Raw genomic sequence first — 17,646 nt, 5'->3', positions numbered from 1 at the left:
GATGACCACGGTGACCGGGAAGCTGATCGGCTACACGGCCGGGCAGCGGGTGGAGATGAAGGCGACGCTGGTCGACGTGACCGGCGCGCCGGCCGTCGGCTACGTGGCCAGTGAGCCCGGCGAGCTCGTACGCCCGGTCCCCATCTCCCCGGCCGACACGGGGCAGTGGACGGTCACCCTCACCCCGAACGAGCAGATCGCCTCCGATGCGGGGGACACCCTGTGGGCTATCCAGGAGGGGCGCTCCCGGGACGGCACGCCGATCGTCACGTACGTCGTGGTGCCCGCCAGCGGCAGCCACTGGGTGGGAGACATCCGGGCCGACCTGTCCGACACGCAGACCGGGCAGGGCACCGTCGTCTACCTCCCCGGCCCGTCCGGAGCCGCTGGTGCTGAAGGGCCTGCTGGCCCGCAGGGCGATCCCGGACCGGCAGGAGCCGACGGTGCGCCCGGCCCGCAAGGTGAGCCAGGGGAGACCGGCCCCCAAGGGGCGCAGGGACCGCAGGGCCCGAAGGGCGACACGGGCGACACCGGACCGCAGCCTGCCCTCGGAGCGGCCGGCGCCGGGGCCGCGGTGGCCCTGCGCTCCACCGACCCGACGACGACGAACGCCCGTACGCCGACCGCGCACGCGGGCACGCACGCCACCGGCGGCACCGACCCGGTCACCCCGGCCAGCATCGGCGCCTATCTGGCCGCCGACGGCAACACGCTGAACACCTACGTCACCGACCTCCAGACCCGCGTGGGCGGCACCTTCGGTCTCGAGAACCGGGCCACCGGCCTGGAGACCGCGGTCACCGGCAAGGCCGACAAGAGTGGCGCCACCTTCACCGGCACCGTGAACCTGTCGGGTGCCAACCTGACCGTGCAGCGCAACGATCCGGAGAACCCGGGCGGCTACCGGTTCCGGGTGACCGGCGGCGGCCTGGACCTCGAGGTCGCCCGCCTTGACGTCAACGTGTCCACCTGGACGAACGCCGACTTCACCGGCACCCAGCGCAACGTGATGCGGTGGGAGCCCGCAGGCCCCCACATGATCGGCCGCACCCAGTTCGGCACCAACCCGTTCGACACCGTCCACGACATTGACGCCACCACCGGCGTCGCCGGACTCGGAGCGAAGAACGGCTTGGCCAACATCCGCCTGGCGGGCTTCAAGGCCAGCCCGGGCGCCCCGACGACCGGGGCCTGGACGGCAGGGGACGTGGTCCTGGACTCGGCAGGCGCCTGGCACCTGTGCTCGGCATCTGGCAGCCCCGGCACGTGGACGTGACCGAACCTGGGGAGGGAAAAAGGACCCGACAGCCAGGCCCGCACGTCATACCATCAGCAGCGTGACGGACGAAGAGGACCAGTATCTCCGTCAGTTGCTGACCCTTCTGGACAGCACCCGACGGTTTGACACGTACACACACGAGAACAAGGGCCAGTGGCAAAGCCAGCCCCGCAGCTCCCTTGCGGGCGACGACGCCAGGAGCCACCCGCACCAGGTTTCCCACAGTGCGTGGCACGCCCTGACCGTGGCCGTGGATCACCTTCAGTGCCTGCGGTCCTCCGTCCTCACCGAGCGCAGCGAAACGCACGCTTCTACCGTCATCCACACCCACGCGCAGGCCTCGCTGGTGCGGGGTGTCTTCGAGAATTCGGCCCGTGCGGTATGGTTGCTGGGGCCAGCGAATCGCCTTGAGCGCCTCACCCGGCACCTGAGCTTGCAGGCGAAAGAAGTCGAGCACGGACACCGGGTGCGGGAGCTGGCCCAGTCGCCCAGCGTGAAAACGAAGGAAGAGCGCCTCGTTGTCATCGAGGACCTCCTGGTCAAGGCCGGGGCCACCCCTGAGGATGCGCGGAAAGCACTGAAGGCCCGCCCCTCGTACAAGCGGATCGTCCGTGAAGCCGGCCCGGAGATACGCATGGGCGAGGACCTGGCCGAACTGGTGTGGAGCGCGTGCAGTTCCCTCGCGCACGGTGACAGCGCCGGCACACTGGCGTTCCTGGACCGGGAGATCCTCGAATGGGACGGCGGCGTTGCTCTGGCGCAGATCACGGGGTCCATCTCCCTGCTGTTCCACGTCACGCACTCTGCGGTGCGGATGGTCGAACGCGGGTTCCGTCTGTACGAGCAGAGGGCCACAGCCCACGTGTAGGGCGATGTCGGTGGCGGCTGGTGAAACGGTTCTTGCCTGGATCTCTACGATGGCGGCTATGACCAGCATTGCTCCGAGATCCGCCCCGCCGATCCCCGATTGCGCCCCGGCCCAGGTCGGCCCGTGTTCGGCGTGTGGCCATCCGACCCATCGGTACGGCTTGGGCGGATGCCCGCTGTGCGTCCTCTGCCTAGCCCGGGTGGAGGCGACGCGGGCGAAGTAGAACCTGCCCGTGCCGCCGATCAGTCACTCACTCTGTTTGCGCTTCCGCTGCTGACTTTGTTTTGCGGCAGATGGGACCAGTACGCCGAGAATCATGGCGGCACCTATCATCACGCCAGGCCACCACACGATCATTCGGCAGCCGATCATCAGCACTACTCCAGCAGTGACGATACCCAGCGCCACGTCCGATCTCTTCACTGTCGGCATCCTCACCTTTCGTCGGCGCGGGCGGCGGTCTCGCGTACAGCTGCGGCTTGTGCCAGGCGGGCCCACACATCGGCGGCGGCGATACGCCGGGTCATGACACCGACGTCGTTGGTCTGGTTGGCCTGGTTCAGAAGCCGTTCTGCCTCGCAGGCGCATTCCTCGGAGCTGGACGGCTGATTCTGGTTGTAGTTCATGGTCGGTGTCCTCACTTCTCTACGTTGTAAATGGCGGCCTGGAAGGTGTCGATCAGGTCGGCTTGGATCTCGTAGCCCTCGACCTTTCCGAAGCCGGGGCCTACGCCGGTCACCGGCTGCGTCATCGCCTCGGGCCAGCGGCGGAGCATCTTTCCTCGCTGAAGGATGCGGCTGAGTGGTGCGCTGTGGCCGCGCAGGCTGTCGTCGGGGTTGTCGCGGAGGGCGTCGGCCGGAACCATACCGCCGCGCTGCACGGCTTCCTTGACGATGCGTCGGGCTCGGGCGGGGAGCATTCGGTAGTAGTGGGTGGCGCGTTCCTCGGTCCACGTGGTGTCGGTCTCGACGTCCTGGGCGTGGTCGGTGAGGAGGGCGAGCAGCTTGGTCTGGAACTCGGGTGTGGGTTCGTCCACGGTCACAGTGATGCGCATGCAGGCTCCCGTAGTGACTAACGAGAATGGATGTGGTTCTAACGGAGACGGTAGCGCACCGCCGCACGTCTGTCACTCGTCTACTCACGTTTGCCGCACGGCAGTTGGGGCGGTGCGTCCACGGGGATCACCCGCTTTGGTTTTGGATAAGCTCACATGCGTAACGGCACGCCCCCGAGGAGGCAGCTGTGTGGGAGACATCCCCGTCCTGGCAGATGCGCGGAAGCATCACGATCGGCGAGTCGAGCGACACGCAGGTAGTGGAGATCCGTCCGTGGACCGCAGAGGAGTACAAGCGCTGGGAGCGGACCGGCTTCCCGCCCGGCTCCGGATGGGAACCACCACAGACCGAGTCGTAATTGATGGCCCCGCCACGGTGCGGGGCCATCGCCGTTTCAGGGGCAACCCGCGCGCCTGGCTCCAGATAATCTTCCCTTAGTCGAGTGTTCCGCCTGATCAGGAAGGTGGCGACGTGCTCAGGAGACACTCCAAGGTAGACCGAGCACGGATCGCCGTTCTGGAGTACGAGCTGCTGTACATCGTCCCCGAACCCGGCACACCCGAGGATGACGCGGTTAGTTCGGCGATCTCGTCCGGAGAAGTTGAGCGGCTCCATCTGTGCGGCCGTTGCCGCCGGGCGTTCCGGCCTGGTGAGGAGTGGTGCCCGGACTGCACCGTCTGCCCGGAGCACGGCAACCTGTGCGCCCCGCCCATCCGCGGCCGGCACGACTGCCCTCGAGCGCTGGCCATCCTCGCCGAGCGCGCCTCCTGACACGGGACGTCGCGAAGGGATCACCTGATGTGGCGTCGGATAACCTCTCCTTATCCGACGCCTGCCGATTGTCAGGACCACACGTTCGTTCCTGACAATCGCATCGGCTCATCCGTCGACCAGCTCCTGGAAGTCCGGGCAGTCGACGGCGTGCCACTCCCGTACGAGGATCTCCCCTTCAACCTGGACGACTTCGGCGTGCCAGGGCAGGCAGTGGTGGCACGGCCAGATCTCGTGCGCGGTGCCGTCGTCGGCGAAAGCGCGCAGGTCGATGGACCCGACGGGGGCGGAGCGGGTGGTGTTCGGCTTGCGCTGAGGGGTGTCGGTCACGGGCCCAGTATCGCGTCGGGGGAAGCCCGGAGCCTCGTCTACTACATAATCACTGTTATGTGGATCTCACGCGTCAGCGGGGGACCGACGGCACTCCGGAGGACCGATGGACGACCCAGAACTGACCGTCCGAGTCATTGCCGCATCCGGCCCACCAGCCGTAGACGACCTCACCACCTTCCTTCGTAAGCGCATCGCCGACGACCGGGCCGCACTCGAATCAGCACCCGCCTCAGATACGGACACCAGCCTGCCGCAGCTCGGATTCGTCGCACGCGTCAACGGCAGCACCATGGCGTACCTTCCCCTCGCACGCTTCAGCGCACACCTCAACGCCATGGAATCCACTCTCGACAAGTTCGATGCCGCCCTCAGCCATGTCCTACGAGGCAAGCAGAAGGGCTGGGACCACAACAACGCCCAAGTCGCCCTTTCCGCCTACATGGACGTCATCAAACTCCACGCCCAGGAGTACGCCGTGCACCCGAACTACAAGGAGAACTGGCGTCCATGAGCCTGACCACGGTGAACCTCATCTGCGTCTGTGGGGCCAAGGCCTCCCACCAGTGCAGCACCACATCCTGGGCAGGCCTCAACGTGGCAGACGCCGCATGGCACTCCGTGTGGCTGTACGGCGACTGGCACGCGATCACAAGAGAGATGACCCCGGCGGAGCGGAACCACGCCGCTGACGCGGTAGCCCGCTACAGCCGCCAACTCGCCCTCGCCGACGGCAACCTCACCCACACCGAGCCGAAGAACCTGCGCTGGTGGCTGGACCCGGAGCCCGGCCGTGTCTGAGCTCGTACCTGCTTCCCGCCCGGCCCACCTCGCCGCACGCACCCGCAGCGCCGCCGACGACTGGCCCACCGAAGCCATCGACTTCGCCAACGAACTTGCCCAGCACTACCCGGCCGGTGATCCCTACCCGGGCCTTGCCGGAGCGTGGATCGCACGACAGAAAACGAAGAACACCCGCACCACGTACGTCCGCCAGTACCGAGTGTGGGACGCCTACGCCCGGCAGACCGGCACCCACCCGCTCGAGGCGCGCTTCCCCCTAGCCGAAGCGTTCTCCCGCCACCTCGAGGCCGCCCCCACCCTGCAACCCGTCAAGGGCGGGGCTCGAGGGGAGAAGGCACCCACCGGACCACCGCGCTCCGACGCGGCCCGCGCCAACGTCCTGTCCGCCTGCTCCTCCTTCTACAAGTACTGCGTGCGCGCCCGCGGTGACGGCCAGGACCCGTTCGACCTCGTCGCCCGGCCCGAGCTGGACCAGGACGGCTCCGAGACCCAGGGCAGCACCGAAGAGGAGTCCGCACTCCTGCTGACGGCGGCCTACGAGGACGGGCCACGCTCCTACGCCCTGCTGATGGCCATCTACTCCATCGCCTTGCGCCTTGACTCCGCCCTAGGCGCGCGCGTGGAGGACCTCGGCTACGACAAGGGCCACCGCATCCTCAACGTCCGGCTCAAGGGCGGCCGCCGCAAACCGAAGGTGGTGCCGCCGGCGACCGGGCACGCCATCGACCTGTACCTGAACGGGCGGACCGAGGGCCCGCTGTTCCAGACCCGCAACGGCAACCCGTTGGATTCGACCTACGTGTGGAGGCTGGTGCGGCGCCTGGCTGCGAAGGCTGGGATCGCGAACGCGGCCACGTTCCACCCCCACGTGCTCAAGCACGACGCCGTCACCCACGCCCTGGACGCCCCGGACGCCAAGCTGCACCACGTGCAGGACTTTGCCGACCACATGGACCCGCGCACCACCCGCCGTTACGACCGGCGCCGCGGACGCCTGGACAACAGCCCCGGCTACCGGATTGCCGCACGGATCGCGGAACGGCTACCGAGCGCGGACGACGACTAGCGTTTGATCTCGCCTGCGGTGGAGGGGGAGCCGCCCAGGCGCCAGCCGGTGGACTGCCGGGCCCGGAAGGTGACGCCGTCCTCGACGCGGGCCTTGTTCCGGGCGAACTCCCGTTCCGCGGCCGCCGTGTTCCACTCGCGTGGTGCCGACGGCTGGACGCTGCCGGCCTGCTGTGCTCGCTTCAGGCAGGAAGCGTGGCAGGTCTTGCCCGACTTCGCCTTGGCGGTGGGTTGCTTCCCGAGGGGCTTGCGGCAGATGACGCAGGCCCGGTCGGCCCGAGCCCTGCCGTTCGGCTTGGATGCCGGCTGCGCGGGCGGCTTCGTGCTGGTGCTGGCCTGGTACGCGTCGGCGCGGGCCCGGTGCCCTCCTTGCAGGGTGCACGGTGTGCCAGTGGGGGCGTTGCAGGCCGGGCAGTCCACTGACTGCATCTGCTTGGTGGTGGGCTTCTTCACGGGCGTGGTGCGGGGTGAGGAGGCCGTGGTTCGGCCGCCGCTGCTGTACCGGGTGGTGCGTCGGGACACGGAGACCTCGGGTTCTGAAGGGGCGGCCAGCTCCGCTTGCGCGTGGGCGGCAGGTTACCGGGGGCAGGCGGTCGGTGGAAATCGGCTAGCCGCCGGGGGTGTCCCAGTAGCCGGTGTGGGCGATGGTGTCGGCGGTGACGGGTGGCTGGCGTTGGGCGAGCAGGGGGTGGGTGTCGGTGATCTGCCGGATGAGGAGGTTGGGGTAGCGGGTGTTCACGGGCCGGCCGCCCTGTCCGAGGATCAGTGCGTGTACGCCTTCTTCCGGCGTGGGGCGTTGTTTGAGGTAGGCCTTGAGGGCGGCGCCGGTGAGGGGTTCGAGGGTGAACTGTTTGCCGACGTTTTCGAAGTCGTCGGGGGCGCGGACCTGGTAGCTGAAGTCGGTCTGTTCGTAGAGGTGGCGCATGTCGACGCGGACGACTTCGGCGGGGCGCAGGCCTTCGAGGAGGAGGTAGGCGATGAGGCGGTCGCGGAGGTAGTGGCGGGCCTGGGCTTTGCCCCACATGCCGACGACGGTGAGGAAGACGGCGCGTTCCATGGGGGTGAGGCGGCGGGGGGCTTGTCCGTCGCGGTCGACGCCGGAGCGGAGCATGGTGAGGTCGGGTGCGGCGTGGAGGATGCGGCGGTCGGTGGCGGCTGTGTAGTACTGGGTGAGGGCGGTGATGCGGCGGTCGTGGGATTTGGCGACGTCGGGGTGTTCGTCGGCGAGGGCGGCGAGGGCTTCGGGTCCGTCGAAGGGGCGGGTGCCGAGGTAGGGGCGCAGGTAGCGGTCTTCGGACCAGCGGGCGACGTGTTCGATGCCGATGTTGTAGGGGTCGGCGCCGGCGGTGTGGCACCAGGTGAGCCAGGAGGTGACTTCCTGGCGGTAGGCGGCCTGGGTGGAGGGGCGCAGTGCGCCGGTGGCCAGCCAGTCCTCGAGCAGTGCACGCGGGTCCATATGGCAAGGATTGCCGGTTCCACCACCCCAGAGCAAGATCTATTACGAAACCTCGGGGAACGCTCACCCAGGAGACGTGGTGGTGGCCCAATGCGGGAGGGTGCGGGGCGGGGTGCGCGCGGGCTCTCCTGGAGGGGTGGGGGCCCGAGGTTTCGTAAAGGTGTCGATCATGGTGGACCGGCCGGTACCGCGGGGCCTTCCGGAGCCTGTGCGAGCACGCTACGACGGAACCGGGCCGCGCGCTGGTGCGGCTTCCCCCTGGCGTGTCAGTCGCCGTCGTAGCCGTACATGTCGGGGGTGTCGCCGCAGCAGGCCGGGCACATGCAGTCGCAGGAATCCTCGTGCCCCGTGCACGGTCCGGGGCCCTTGTCGCTGTGGGCTGGCGCCCCCGGACACGCCGGGCCCGGATCCACGCACTCCGACACGGCTTGCTCGTGCACGGCGCACCACGTGCTCATTGCCGTGTCCAGTTGGTCGTCACCCTTGGCGCCGGCGTACCGCTGCGCCCGCCAGTCCTCCGGGCACAGCGCCTCCACCGGGGGAGGCGGGCACGGCGGAGCACTGCCACTCCCGTCCGGGGCGTGCCACGACCAGCCAGATGCCGTCATGTACTGCGTCCACCAGCCCAGCCCGTACCGGCGGTCACGCTGACGCTCGGCCGTCACACCGCACACGGAGCACCGCATGCCGTGCTCCCACACCGCCACCCACTGGTGCCGGACGACGTCCACGAATCTCCTCCTACAGTCCAGGTATGGCGTCTTGGTCAACGGTGAAGCGCGGGCTGCGCCGCCGGGGGTCCGGATCACATTCCTCTCCCCAACCTCGCATCCGAGAGATGGGGTCGGTCAGTTCCCGGCGGCAGCCACGGCACCACACCCGCCGGCGCGGGCTCATCTCCACCTCGGGGAGGGCTTCCTGACGCTGTCTGACCATGGGTTCCAGTGTGATCCGTCGAAGAGGGTGGTGGTATGGCAAGGTCGAAAGCTATGCTGCGCATTGCGTGATCCGTGTGGACGGCCACCAACCCTGCACCAGGGTGGTGGCCTTCGTCGTTTCCGGGGGCCGGCGGTGCGTCGGCCTTTCGGAATCAGTCCTTGATCGTTGCCGGAAGATTTGTGTAAGCTGCGCTTGCGCGATCAGTGTGTTGAGGCCGTCTCCCGAGTCCGGGAAGGCGGCCTTCGTCGTGCAGGGGGCTATCGGATGCTCCGGGCGCTCACCTTCGCGTACTGCCGCCACGAACCGTCCTGCCAGCGTTCGACTATCGCCGTGTTCGCAGGGCTGTCGCCACGAAGGGCTGCGCGCAGGAGGGCGTAGGCGGCCGCCTTGGTCCCATGGTCGGACTGGGCGACAACATCGGGTCCGATGATGAGCACGCGCCACGGCTTGCGGGGCTGGGATGGCATAGACGCTTCTCCTAGGCGGCAAGGCCGGTGTCGGTCTGGATGAGGGTGCGGGGGCGGTAGTCGGCGTCGTCCTTGTCGCGGGCCAGCTCGTAGAAGAAGAGGGCCTGCTCGTCGTCGGCCGGCTGGGGCTCGGGACGCTCGTAGGTGGTGTTGGCGGGGCGGGTCAGGACGTAGCCGATGCGGTGAACGGTGTAGCTGATGATCCCGGAGAGGTGGAATTCCCTTCCCTCGCCGCGGAGTCGGCACATGGCGATGACGATGATGCCGCCGCCCTTGACCTCCCCGGTCTTCTTGATCTCGACGGCGCTGGTGCGCAGTTCGTGAATCTCGATGGTCCGCACCGTGGGCTCGGTCTCGCCGGGCTTGAGGTAGGTGATCGTGACGGCGTACTGGTGGGAGAGGGCCCGAAACAGATCGGTGAGGGTCTTGGTGGTGGTCTGGCCGGCGGTGCGCTTCACGGGTCCCCCTTGTTGCGGTGTGGTTCCACCGTAAGGCATAGCCCATTGCATTGCAATGGATAAGCGCGTACGGTTGTGACCACAGGGGAACCACCCCGGTTGCCGTACCGGCATCGCATTGCAATGGACAGATAGGAGACACTGGCGTGGCAATCGCCCCCACGTGCCCGCCCCACTCGAACCGGCTGCGGCGGCACTCGCCGAGAGGACCCTTCGTGGCCAGCGACCTCCGAGACCGCCTCCAGCACGCATCCGACCAGCTGAAGGCCGACGGTCACCACGACTTGGCCGCGGCCGTGGCTTCGGTCCTGGCGCCGGGAGGGTGGAGCAAGCTGCGCGCCCCGAGCGGCTCTACGAGCACCTCGAACTTCCCGATCTACATGCCGAAGTCGCTGCGTGACGCGTTGAAGAAGGCCGGCGACGACATGGATGTGTCGCTGGGCGCTCTGGTCACGGAGGGGTTCCGGGCGGCGGTGGCCGGCACGTGGGTTCCGCAGGCCGTGCAGAAGACCCCGAAGGGCGGCGCGGCCGGGACGCCGATGGCGAATCTGAACGTGCGGGTGGACGACGCGGCCCGAACGGAGCTGGAAGAGGCGTTGCCGCGGTTGATGGAGCAGGTTGAGGGACGTCTGTCCCTGACGAGCATTGCCACGGCCTGGCTTCGTGAAGAGCTGGGCGTAGAGAACGACTGACGGGTGGTGCGGGCCGGCCTGGACGCTGACTTCGGGCTGGCCCTGCACCCCGTACATCGCATGACCCCATAGGAGACCTCATGGCCACGGCCACCGAGGCCCCCGCCACCATCACGGCGGAGGGCCCCACCTCGCACACCCAAAACCAGGGCGCTGGCCGCCGCATCGGCGCTCTGTCCGACCTTCAGATCGCCTGGCTGCTCAGGCCGGTGGACCCGGATCGGGTCGGCCAGGACGGCAAGGGCTTCTCGCACATGGAGGCCTGGGACATCCGACGCCATCTGATCCGGATCTTCGGGTTCGGGGGGCACGACACGGACCTGCTGGAGTCGTCGCTGATCGCGGAGACCAGCATCCCGAACTACCAGAAGACCGGAAGGGACGGGAAGCCGTACGGGAAGCCGTATGAGGCGTGGACCGTCATCTACCGAGTCGCGGTGCGCTTGTCCGTGAAAGTGGACGGTATCGAGCTGGGGCACTGGCACGGCATTGCTACCGGGGACGCCCCCAACCAGCCGTCCCGGGCCGATGCTCACGACCTGGCGCTGAAAACCGCCGACTCGCAGGCCCTGAAGCGGGCGGCCACGAACCTGGGTGACCAGTTTGGCCTGTCGCTGTACAACAAGGGTCGTCTGTCGCCGGTGGTGCAGTCGTCGTTGCCGTACTGGAAGGCGACGAAGGAGACGGAGTTCAGGGACGACAAGGTGGAGCCGGAGCCGGAGGTGGCAGCCGCGCGAAGTCAGGAGCCGAGCGAGCCGGAGCAGTCGGCCCCCGCGCTTCCTGCCCCGAGTGAACACCTGGCCAAGCTGCTGCGGCAGGTGTCCGACTGCTGGAAGAGCAACAACCTTCTGATCTTCAATCAGATCGGAGAGGACGGCGCCCGGAACGGAGTCCTGGACGAGGAGTTCACGGACAAGCGCGGTGCCGTGACCACGTTGCGGAAGGTGCTGGACGGCCGTATCGCCGAGATCCAGGGCGCTCAGGGCGACGACGCGGGACGGAGCGCGGCATGAACGGAACCCGCGTTGGTGTCGGCCCCCGTGAGCGGCTCTATCAGTCCACCACGGAGACCTTCGACGCTGAGCAAGACCTGGACTACATAGCCATCGAGCGTGCTCTGAACGGTGAGCCGGTTCGGCTGACCGTTGCCGAGAAGATCCACGCAGCCCGGATCTTGGATGGCCGTGGGAGCAGCCTGAAGGACATTGGCCGGCGGGTCGGTTCGGACCCGTCGACTGTGGACGGCTGGAAGCGCAACGGATGGCAGCCTGGGAAGCACCCCAAGACGCGGGTTCGAACCAAGCGGCCGGAGCCGGTGTGCGGCGAGCCCCGTATGTACCGGCGCCATCTGAAGGCGGGTGAGCGCTGTGACGTCTGCCGAGCAGCCAATGCTGCTGCGGACCGTCGGTACCGTCTGAGTGGGAGCCGCCAGGAGGCAGGGCGGTGAGCCGGCTGCCGGATGGCGTTCGACGGGAGGTCGAAGCGCTTCTGTGCGCCGGTCACAGCGACTGGGAGGTCCACCGTCGGACGGGGGCCGCGCGCCGCACCATTCGCTGCTACCGGATGCGTCTTGGTCTGCCCGTCTATATGGCCGCTGAAGACAGTCCGGCATGCCGACACGGTCACCCGTTTCCTGAGAACGTTGCGCGCTATCCCAGTGGCGGCCTGTACTGCCTGGCTTGTGCCGAGATCCGTAAGCGCGAGTATCACGCGAGTAACTACGAGCCGGTGCAGCCCGATGAGGTGGCCATTGAGCGTGCTGTGGCTGGGGACCCGGCGAGGCTGACGCCGCGTGAACGGTCCGCCGCCATTGCGCAGCTGGACGCCTGGCAGCTTCCCGCTTCGGTGATTGCCGAACGTGTCCGCTGCTCTCCGCGCACTGTCCACCGTGCCCGCAGCCGCCAGCGCGCTGCCGTCTGACAATCCTGGCCCTGTCTGGGGCACTGCACCATCACCTACCTATCCGGCTGTCGCCGAACGGAGCTTCGTCATGCTCGATTTCCTGTCCGAACCGCAGCGCTGGGCCGTCCCGGCGGTCCTCCTGCTCGCCCTGGTGGGTACGCCGGCCGTCTTGTGGTGGGAACGGCGGCATCCGTCGTCGTACACCCGTCTGACGGCCATGCCGACGGAGCTGGCGTCCGGGTGGGAGTCGATGTCGACGGACGCTCAGAGGGCGCACGACGATGCGGTTCTGGCTGCGCAGGAGGCTGCGGAGGCGGCGGCCGGGCGGGCCGCTCTGCTCAAGGCGGTGAAGACGAACTCGCTGTTCCGTCCCTGAAGGTTCTGTCCCTCTACGGCTCTGCTCAGGAAGGGGTGAGTGCCGTGACCACTCGGATTGTCACTGCCGCCGCGGCACTCGCCGCGGCGGTCGCCGTTTCTCTCGCTGTTGTGCGGGATCGGCGGTTGCACAGGGTGCTGGCGCGGGAGCGTGTCCAGGCCCGGCTGATGGATGGGTGCCTGCATCGCGACATGGATGAGTTGCACCGGCGTCTGGAGGCGGTGATGGCCGGCCAGCAGGCTGATCGGGCTGTCGTGGATGTGGCGGCCCTGGTGGTGGACGGGGCTCTGGCTGCTCGTACCGCTGATCTGAACCGTCCGAACCATGCGCGCGACTGGTTCGACCCGTACCAGGAAGGGGGCTCCTCATGACGGGGACCGCTGGAAAGCCGATCTCTACTGCTGCTGCGCTCGAGGCGTGGCAGTCGCACCGTCACTTCAAGTACCGGGCATGCGCCCCCGACCCGTCGAATCCGCGGGTGCTGGCGGCGCGTCCGGATCTGTCGGTCAACACGCACGTGCCGGCGGATCGGGATGGGGCGGAGCCTCAGGCGGAACGGGTGGCGCGGGAGCAGGCGGCGGTGGAGCTGTGCCTGGGCTGCCCGGTGATGGTGCTGTGTGACGCGTACGCCACGTCGGTGACGCCGGATGGGCGGCTGGCGCAGCCGGACGGTGTGTGGGGTGGCCGGCTGGCGCGGGAGCGGCGGGCTGCGTTCGCTGAGTCCCGCCATGAGGTGACGGTGGCGGCGCCGGACTCGCAGTTGCGCACGGACCAGAAGCAGGACGTTCTCCTGGCGCTGGCGATGTGCGCGGATGGGGATGCGGAGTCGGTGGCGGCCGCGGCCGGGGTGGATGTGCGGACGGCGAACTGGCAGCGGTCGCGTCTGGTGACGCAGTTGAACCTGGTGAAGGGGAAGGCGACCCGGGCGCAGCTGTTGGCGGAGGCGGTGCGGCGGGGTCTGCTGGATGCGTCGCTGGTCGTCGTGGACGACGGGCAGGTGCTGGCGGTGCCGGTGTCGGTGAAGTCGGGCAAGCCGATGCAGTTGGGGTTGTGGCCGGCGAAGCGGTCGTCGGCGGTGGGCCGGGCGGCGGGGCGCAGGCCGGTGGGTCGTGGTCCGCGGCCGGTGTCGTTGCGGAGCCGGTTCACGGCGGTTCCGGGTCAGGGGGATCTGGCGGTTGCCGGGTCCGGTCTGGCGGATGTTCGTTCCCTGTTCCCTGCTACTCGCCTGGAGGCTGCCGCATGACCGAGATCGCCAACACCCCCGTTCCGTCCGACCTCCCGTCCGCCGTCCCGTCAAACGCGTCGGACGGTGGGAATGCGGCGTTCCAGGCGATGTGTACGGATGCGGTCCTGGGCGGGCGGGCGATGTCGTCGGGTGAGTTCCTGGCGGGGTTGATAGCAGTCGGGATGCTGGAGACGGTGGGCCGCCCCGACAAACTCGCCGCGGATCTGTTCCCGGGAGTGGATCCGGTAGTGGTGCAGGAGATCTGGAATCGGGCGTTGGCGGTGGGCCTCTATGCAGGCCGGGTGTCGTCGGCGCCGCGCCTGTATCGGGATCAGATGCTGCGCGCGCAGGAGGACTTCGCGGCGGTGGGGTTTCATGCGATGGCTGGTCTGGGGGGCCGGTCGCTGAGGTTGGTGGCGCCGGAGTCGGCCGCGCATCCAGCGGACGGTGAGGATGCGGCCGGGCACGGTGCGGTGTGACGAGTAGTACGTACGACACGACTTGGGATGGGTGGGGACAGATGGCACGGTCAACAGATAGGCTGGCACCTGCGCCAGACGACCACTCAGATGCGGTCGCGGCTCACAAGACAATAGGAACGGCCCCGCAGTATCCCGGTTGCGTCAACAACCGGTGCGGGGCCGGGCCGACACCACGACCCTTGCGAAGTAGAGGTGCCGACATGGCAGAGAGTACCCGGAGTCCCGGGCTATCAGACAGTGGAACCCCAGCCACCGCCGTGAAGATCACACCGGCGAGCGAGCGGGGCCCTGTCACCACTATCCCCACCGTCGCATGACTGCGGTCGTCCGGAGCCTGTTCCGGACCGCAGCTACGGACTGGCCGGCCTCTCAGGCTGAGCCGGTGGACTACTGCCAGTGCGGGCGGGGCCAGGTCATCGGTGTCGTGTCGTACACGGGCACGCGGCTGATGTTCCTCTCGCTGGAGGACTCATACTGCCGTCACCTCGGAGAAGCGGCGGCCGATCTGCGTTGCGTGGACTGCCTGACTGACGCCGCCCTGGACGTAGCCAACGGCGTGATCCGTGAGCAGATGCGGAAGGCGTCCCGGGAGCGCGCGGAGCAGATCGAGGCGATCCAGCGTCAGAACGAGATGCGCAGGGATGCCGGCCTTCCGGACGTCCGCTCCTGGATCCCCGAGGGCTGCGACGAGTGGCCCTCCGGTGGCCTGATCGGGGGCCAGCAGTGAGCGCGGAGGAGTTCATGGCCGCCTGGTCGCCTGGACCTACTGCGACTGGCTACGTGCCGCCTGTTGGCCAGCACGTCTTTTGCTACCGCCCGTCCGACGGCGAGACCCGTTGCGGGTTCGTCGACGACAACAAGATGGGCCTGTTCCTGACCTCGTGCCACAACGGGCGCCGGGTCCTTACCGCCGCGCGCTGGAACGTCCAGCCGATGGCGCCCCTGAACTCGTGCCGAACAGCAGGCACGCAGACCTCACCCAGTAAGGGAGATCAGGTGACGTAGTGACTTCCTGAGCGGGAGGTCCTGGGCCCCTTGGCAGGGGCACTTCCTCTACCGCTGGCCGCTTGGTGTTGGCGCACCGTCTGCGGCCTCGTGCAACGGCCCCGAGTTGGCCCTCGGAGCTAAGGCCCGAACTTCGATCCGGTTTGGCGACCGTCCCGAGATTCGAGCGACCTACAGGTTCTGGTCGGAACCACTTTCACCACCAGGCGGGCTTTTTCATGTCCGCAGGACGGCAGGTACATAGTGCCTCAGCGCACCCTCCCTTGTCAGCTTCGCGTCCCCACGACGGGCGTTTCGCGCCTTATCTCCCCCCGCCCGGGCGACAGCGCGGCCCCCCAGTCGTCACACGACACGCACGCCGCCACCCTCGAAACCGAACACCTGACCGATTACAGTGCTGGTCAGGTCGCCCTCGTGCGCGGCGCCGCCCAAGAGGTGGCGTGCACTGCCTCGCGCCGGAGCGGCCCGCGGCGGTGGCGGCGCGCCGTGCGGTGGCTGATCGCAGCCGGCCATCACCCGCGCGCGTCCGCCACCACGCTGCGCATCGCCGAAGACCTCGCCGACCGCATGGACTACAGCACCGGGCACGTCCGCTACTGCCTTGACGAGATGGTGGCCCGCCTCGGTATTTCACGCGCCTCGATCGCCCGGCACGTGTCGTATCTGCGGGAGCTCGGGGCGCTGGCGTGGGTCCAGCACGGCACCCGGGCCAACGTCCGGCGCTTCCTCGGACTGGGCGGCTACGCGGCCACCGCGACCGTGTACGGGGCCGTCATTCCCGCGGTCTACGACCACGCCATGGGGCACCGCATCGTCGGCTCCGGCTACGAGGCGCGCATCATCGTGGACCAGCGGAACCAGGCCGCCCCTGTGGATAACCCGCCTGTGGACAACTCCACCCCGGAGTCGCTTGAGACCCCTTCCCTGACCATGGTTAAGGAAGAGAGTCAGGTTCAGATGGTGGGGGGTAGTAACTACACCTCGCAGGCTCGCCAGGCGAAGACCTCGATTCCCCACCAGAGCAGCAGCAAGACCGGGCAGCGCCGTACCGCCACGGATGTCCGCAAGGCCGCCCAGGCCGTCCGGCTGGTGCGGGCCCTCGTCAACTGGACCCAAAAGCTGCCGCTGCGGCGCCTCGAGTACGTGCTGCGCCCGTGGACCGACCGCGGCTGGGACGCCTTCCGCATCGCCGACGAACTCAACGGCATGTGCGCCGGCGTCCGCTGGAAGCCCTCCCGCCCCGACGCGTTCATCCGCGCCCGCATCACCAACGACCTCCAGCGGGAACAGCAGCAGACCGCCGAACTTCAGGCACAGGAGCAGGCCGTCGCCTGGGAAGACAGCACCGCCGCCCGCGACCTGGCCTCCCTCGCCGCCCTGTTCGGCCCGGCCGCCCCCGCCCCCCAGCAGGAGCGCACCGACGAAGACCGGGCCCACGCCCAGCTCCACGGCTGGAACCAGTGGGAAGAAGTCGCCGCCCACCTCGCCGAAGACCAGGACGACGCCATCGACCTGTACGGCATCCGCATCTGCCAGTTCGCCATCAGCCAGCAAGCCCGCCTCGAGCGCCAGGGAGCGTACGCGTGAGCACCGAAAGCAGCCCCACGACCGCCGCACCCGGATCTGGCGCCGACCTTGCCCGCCAGGCCCTGGCCGCCGCCCGCGCCGCCGCCAAAACTAAGCCGGCCGCCGCCCCGAAGAAGTCCCGGCGCAGCATGCGGCCCTCCCGCGGCGAAGGACGCGACCCGCAGGGGTTGGGCAGCATCATGGGCAAGCTGAAGTCCGAACAGGGCTGGGACGCAGGCATCGACGGCGGCAGCCTCCTGGACCAGTGGGCGAAGATCTGCCCCACCGAACTCGCCCCCAACGTCCGGCCCACCGCCTACGACCCCGACCGCGGACTCCTCACCCTCCAGCCGTCCTCACCCGCGTACGCCACCCGGCTGCGCATGTCCCAGCAGCTGCTCGCCCGGCACCTCAACAACGCCCTCGGCAAGACCGCGGTCCGTGCCATCCGAGTCCTTCCGCCCGGCGGCCGCCACGACTCCGTCTGCGACGAACCCACCCCCGAGGCCGCGCCGGCGGCCACGCCCGAAGCACCGGTGAAGACACGCGAGTCCGCGCACCCCGGCTACCGCCACGTCCTCTCCCTGGCCCTCGAGAACCGGACGCCCAAGCGTGCGGAAAGCCCGTACGTCGAAGAGGCCCGCGCCCGACAGGAAGCCGCACTGCGCGCCAACCGGCAGCCGGAAGCAGCGCACCGGGAGGCGTACTGGGCAGAGCAGGACGCCCACACCGAACCCCGGCCCGGCAGCATGGCCGCCTCCGAAGCCGCCGCCCTCGCCTACAAGCGCAGCCAGAAGGCGGGCCCGGGCGAACCGCGTCGCGCCTTCGACGTCGCCTGAGCGGAGGGAACACCCTCGCAAATCTGCGGGAGCGTATACCGCGGTATACCCCACCGCCCCCACCCTG

27 protein-coding genes are annotated in these 17,646 nt (G+C 68.6%); 17 read left to right on the top strand and 10 right to left on the bottom strand.

The features are described from left to right. Window position 1: 1 nt before the first annotated feature. Both ACFV0T_RS26700 and ACFV0T_RS26695 read left to right on the top strand, forming a co-directional pair. The gene (locus ACFV0T_RS26700; RefSeq protein ID WP_385784039.1) at window positions 2–1,276 is read left to right on the top strand and encodes a hypothetical protein; all 1,275 of its coding nucleotides are present in this window, start codon (window positions 2–4) and stop codon (window positions 1,274–1,276) included. Window positions 1,277–1,337: 61 nt separating this feature from the next. Further along, a complete protein-coding gene (locus tag ACFV0T_RS26695) occupies window positions 1,338–2,147 on the top strand; it encodes a hypothetical protein (protein WP_385784036.1) in 810 nt (269 codons plus the stop codon). Window positions 2,148–2,393: 246 nt separating this feature from the next. On the opposite strand, the gene ACFV0T_RS26690 is transcribed toward ACFV0T_RS26695, so the two are convergent. The 3 genes from ACFV0T_RS26690 to ACFV0T_RS26680 are packed head-to-tail and all read right to left on the bottom strand — an operon-like array spanning window position 2,394 to window position 3,201. Then, the gene (locus tag ACFV0T_RS26690) at window positions 2,394–2,579 is read right to left on the bottom strand and encodes a hypothetical protein (RefSeq protein WP_385784033.1); all 186 of its coding nucleotides are present in this window, start codon (window positions 2,577–2,579) and stop codon (window positions 2,394–2,396) included. Window positions 2,580–2,581: 2 nt separating this feature from the next. After that, window positions 2,582–2,773: a hypothetical protein gene (locus ACFV0T_RS26685; protein ID WP_385784030.1), complete on the bottom strand. Its 192-nt coding sequence runs from the start codon at window positions 2,771–2,773 to the stop codon at window positions 2,582–2,584. Window positions 2,774–2,784: 11 nt separating this feature from the next. Beyond that, window positions 2,785–3,201, bottom strand: coding sequence for a hypothetical protein (locus tag ACFV0T_RS26680; RefSeq protein WP_385784027.1), 417 nt, complete (start codon window positions 3,199–3,201; stop codon window positions 2,785–2,787). A gap of 188 nt (window positions 3,202–3,389) precedes the next feature. Here ACFV0T_RS26680 and ACFV0T_RS26675 point away from each other — a divergent pair, with 188 nt between their 5' ends. Further along, the gene (locus ACFV0T_RS26675) at window positions 3,390–3,560 is read left to right on the top strand and encodes a hypothetical protein (protein ID WP_385784025.1); all 171 of its coding nucleotides are present in this window, start codon (window positions 3,390–3,392) and stop codon (window positions 3,558–3,560) included. Window positions 3,561–4,081: 521 nt separating this feature from the next. Here ACFV0T_RS26675 and ACFV0T_RS26670 read toward each other — a convergent pair. After that, window positions 4,082–4,303, bottom strand: a complete 222-nt coding sequence (locus ACFV0T_RS26670; RefSeq protein WP_385784022.1) for a hypothetical protein — start codon at window positions 4,301–4,303, stop codon at window positions 4,082–4,084. Between the two features lie 106 nt (window positions 4,304–4,409). Between ACFV0T_RS26670 and ACFV0T_RS26665 the strand changes: the two genes are divergently transcribed. From ACFV0T_RS26665 to ACFV0T_RS26655, 3 genes are read left to right on the top strand one after another with little or no spacing between them, the layout of a single operon-like run. Continuing rightward, window positions 4,410–4,817 (top strand): DUF6221 family protein, encoded by a 408-nt coding sequence (locus ACFV0T_RS26665; RefSeq protein WP_385784019.1) that lies wholly within the window; start codon window positions 4,410–4,412, stop codon window positions 4,815–4,817. Further along, on the top strand, window positions 4,814–5,104 hold the full coding sequence (locus ACFV0T_RS26660) for a hypothetical protein (RefSeq protein ID WP_385784017.1): 291 nt from the start codon (window positions 4,814–4,816) through the stop codon (window positions 5,102–5,104). The genes ACFV0T_RS26665 and ACFV0T_RS26660 overlap by 4 nt, the downstream gene beginning before the upstream one ends. Continuing rightward, on the top strand, window positions 5,097–6,173 hold the full coding sequence (locus ACFV0T_RS26655; RefSeq protein WP_385784014.1) for a tyrosine-type recombinase/integrase: 1,077 nt from the start codon (window positions 5,097–5,099) through the stop codon (window positions 6,171–6,173). The genes ACFV0T_RS26660 and ACFV0T_RS26655 overlap by 8 nt, the downstream gene beginning before the upstream one ends. Here the strand turns inward: ACFV0T_RS26655 and ACFV0T_RS26650 are convergent. The 6 genes from ACFV0T_RS26650 to ACFV0T_RS26625 all read right to left on the bottom strand — a co-directional run bounded on the left by ACFV0T_RS26650 (window position 6,170) and on the right by ACFV0T_RS26625 (window position 9,492). After that, entirely contained in the window at window positions 6,170–6,694 is a 525-nt protein-coding gene (locus ACFV0T_RS26650; RefSeq protein ID WP_385784012.1) for a hypothetical protein, read from the bottom strand. The genes ACFV0T_RS26655 and ACFV0T_RS26650 overlap by 4 nt on opposite strands. An 85-nt stretch (window positions 6,695–6,779) precedes the next feature. Beyond that, on the bottom strand, window positions 6,780–7,628 hold the full coding sequence (locus tag ACFV0T_RS26645) for a hypothetical protein (RefSeq protein ID WP_385784010.1): 849 nt from the start codon (window positions 7,626–7,628) through the stop codon (window positions 6,780–6,782). A gap of 266 nt (window positions 7,629–7,894) precedes the next feature. Beyond that, window positions 7,895–8,359: a hypothetical protein gene (locus tag ACFV0T_RS26640; protein WP_385784007.1), complete on the bottom strand. Its 465-nt coding sequence runs from the start codon at window positions 8,357–8,359 to the stop codon at window positions 7,895–7,897. Window positions 8,360–8,369: 10 nt separating this feature from the next. Next, window positions 8,370–8,525: a DUF6011 domain-containing protein gene (locus ACFV0T_RS26635; protein WP_385784082.1), complete on the bottom strand. Its 156-nt coding sequence runs from the start codon at window positions 8,523–8,525 to the stop codon at window positions 8,370–8,372. Between the two features lie 299 nt (window positions 8,526–8,824). Continuing rightward, window positions 8,825–9,034, bottom strand: coding sequence for a hypothetical protein (locus ACFV0T_RS26630; RefSeq protein WP_385784004.1), 210 nt, complete (start codon window positions 9,032–9,034; stop codon window positions 8,825–8,827). Window positions 9,035–9,045: 11 nt separating this feature from the next. Then, window positions 9,046–9,492 carry a hypothetical protein gene (locus ACFV0T_RS26625; protein ID WP_385784001.1) on the bottom strand — a complete coding sequence of 149 codons (447 nt, stop codon included), beginning with the start codon at window positions 9,490–9,492 and terminating at the stop codon, window positions 9,046–9,048. A gap of 215 nt (window positions 9,493–9,707) precedes the next feature. Here ACFV0T_RS26625 and ACFV0T_RS26620 point away from each other — a divergent pair, with 215 nt between their 5' ends. From ACFV0T_RS26620 to ACFV0T_RS26570, 11 genes are all read left to right on the top strand, one after another. Continuing rightward, complete coding sequence (locus ACFV0T_RS26620) at window positions 9,708–10,184, top strand: hypothetical protein (protein WP_385783998.1); 477 nt, start codon at window positions 9,708–9,710, stop codon at window positions 10,182–10,184. Window positions 10,185–10,264: 80 nt separating this feature from the next. Further along, window positions 10,265–11,197 carry a Rad52/Rad22 family DNA repair protein gene (locus ACFV0T_RS26615; RefSeq protein WP_385783995.1) on the top strand — a complete coding sequence of 311 codons (933 nt, stop codon included), beginning with the start codon at window positions 10,265–10,267 and terminating at the stop codon, window positions 11,195–11,197. Beyond that, window positions 11,194–11,631, top strand: a complete 438-nt coding sequence (locus ACFV0T_RS26610) for a hypothetical protein (protein ID WP_385783992.1) — start codon at window positions 11,194–11,196, stop codon at window positions 11,629–11,631. The genes ACFV0T_RS26615 and ACFV0T_RS26610 overlap by 4 nt, the downstream gene beginning before the upstream one ends. After that, window positions 11,628–12,104, top strand: a complete 477-nt coding sequence (locus tag ACFV0T_RS26605; RefSeq protein WP_385783989.1) for a helix-turn-helix domain-containing protein — start codon at window positions 11,628–11,630, stop codon at window positions 12,102–12,104. The genes ACFV0T_RS26610 and ACFV0T_RS26605 overlap by 4 nt, the downstream gene beginning before the upstream one ends. Window positions 12,105–12,174: 70 nt before the next feature. Further along, window positions 12,175–12,462: a hypothetical protein gene (locus tag ACFV0T_RS26600; protein ID WP_385783987.1), complete on the top strand. Its 288-nt coding sequence runs from the start codon at window positions 12,175–12,177 to the stop codon at window positions 12,460–12,462. Between the two features lie 44 nt (window positions 12,463–12,506). Further along, window positions 12,507–12,833 carry a hypothetical protein gene (locus ACFV0T_RS26595; protein ID WP_385783984.1) on the top strand — a complete coding sequence of 109 codons (327 nt, stop codon included), beginning with the start codon at window positions 12,507–12,509 and terminating at the stop codon, window positions 12,831–12,833. After that, the gene (locus tag ACFV0T_RS26590) at window positions 12,830–13,705 is read left to right on the top strand and encodes a WhiB family transcriptional regulator (protein WP_385783981.1); all 876 of its coding nucleotides are present in this window, start codon (window positions 12,830–12,832) and stop codon (window positions 13,703–13,705) included. Before ACFV0T_RS26595 ends, ACFV0T_RS26590 begins: the two co-directional genes overlap by 4 nt. After that, window positions 13,702–14,166: a hypothetical protein gene (locus tag ACFV0T_RS26585; RefSeq protein WP_385783979.1), complete on the top strand. Its 465-nt coding sequence runs from the start codon at window positions 13,702–13,704 to the stop codon at window positions 14,164–14,166. The genes ACFV0T_RS26590 and ACFV0T_RS26585 overlap by 4 nt, the downstream gene beginning before the upstream one ends. A 385-nt stretch (window positions 14,167–14,551) precedes the next feature. Then, window positions 14,552–14,896 (top strand): hypothetical protein, encoded by a 345-nt coding sequence (locus ACFV0T_RS26580; protein WP_385783976.1) that lies wholly within the window; start codon window positions 14,552–14,554, stop codon window positions 14,894–14,896. A gap of 764 nt (window positions 14,897–15,660) precedes the next feature. Then, the gene (locus ACFV0T_RS26575; protein ID WP_385783974.1) at window positions 15,661–16,761 is read left to right on the top strand and encodes a hypothetical protein; all 1,101 of its coding nucleotides are present in this window, start codon (window positions 15,661–15,663) and stop codon (window positions 16,759–16,761) included. Then, window positions 16,758–17,579: a DciA family protein gene (locus ACFV0T_RS26570; protein ID WP_385783972.1), complete on the top strand. Its 822-nt coding sequence runs from the start codon at window positions 16,758–16,760 to the stop codon at window positions 17,577–17,579. Before ACFV0T_RS26575 ends, ACFV0T_RS26570 begins: the two co-directional genes overlap by 4 nt. Window positions 17,580–17,646 lie beyond the last annotated feature (67 nt).

Origin of the sequence: Streptomyces sp. NPDC059582 (assembly GCF_042735715.1) — a bacterium.
Taxonomy (GTDB): domain Bacteria; phylum Actinomycetota; class Actinomycetes; order Streptomycetales; family Streptomycetaceae; genus Streptomyces.
This window is presented reverse-complemented; position numbering and strand designations above follow the sequence as displayed.

Excerpts from the sequence above, each read along its gene's own strand:
- ACFV0T_RS26665 (WP_385784019.1), top strand. The coding sequence starts at position 4,410 with ATGGACGACCCAGAACTGACCGTCCGAGTCATTGCCGCATCCGGCCCA.
- ACFV0T_RS26610 (WP_385783992.1), top strand. The coding sequence starts at position 11,194 with ATGAACGGAACCCGCGTTGGTGTCGGCCCCCGTGAGCGGCTCTATCAG.
- ACFV0T_RS26600 (WP_385783987.1), top strand. The coding sequence starts at position 12,175 with ATGCTCGATTTCCTGTCCGAACCGCAGCGCTGGGCCGTCCCGGCGGTC.
- ACFV0T_RS26615 (WP_385783995.1), top strand. The coding sequence starts at position 10,265 with ATGGCCACGGCCACCGAGGCCCCCGCCACCATCACGGCGGAGGGCCCC.
- ACFV0T_RS26645 (WP_385784010.1), bottom strand. The coding sequence starts at position 7,628 with ATGGACCCGCGTGCACTGCTCGAGGACTGGCTGGCCACCGGCGCACTG.
- ACFV0T_RS26635 (WP_385784082.1), bottom strand. The coding sequence starts at position 8,525 with ATGAGCCCGCGCCGGCGGGTGTGGTGCCGTGGCTGCCGCCGGGAACTG.
- ACFV0T_RS26685 (WP_385784030.1), bottom strand. The coding sequence starts at position 2,773 with ATGAACTACAACCAGAATCAGCCGTCCAGCTCCGAGGAATGCGCCTGC.
- ACFV0T_RS26690 (WP_385784033.1), bottom strand. The coding sequence starts at position 2,579 with ATGCCGACAGTGAAGAGATCGGACGTGGCGCTGGGTATCGTCACTGCT.
- ACFV0T_RS26630 (WP_385784004.1), bottom strand. The coding sequence starts at position 9,034 with ATGCCATCCCAGCCCCGCAAGCCGTGGCGCGTGCTCATCATCGGACCC.
- ACFV0T_RS26590 (WP_385783981.1), top strand. The coding sequence starts at position 12,830 with ATGACGGGGACCGCTGGAAAGCCGATCTCTACTGCTGCTGCGCTCGAG.
- ACFV0T_RS26680 (WP_385784027.1), bottom strand. The coding sequence starts at position 3,201 with ATGCGCATCACTGTGACCGTGGACGAACCCACACCCGAGTTCCAGACC.
- ACFV0T_RS26700 (WP_385784039.1), top strand. The coding sequence starts at position 2 with ATGACCACGGTGACCGGGAAGCTGATCGGCTACACGGCCGGGCAGCGG.
- ACFV0T_RS26585 (WP_385783979.1), top strand. The coding sequence starts at position 13,702 with ATGACCGAGATCGCCAACACCCCCGTTCCGTCCGACCTCCCGTCCGCC.
- ACFV0T_RS26660 (WP_385784017.1), top strand. The coding sequence starts at position 4,814 with ATGAGCCTGACCACGGTGAACCTCATCTGCGTCTGTGGGGCCAAGGCC.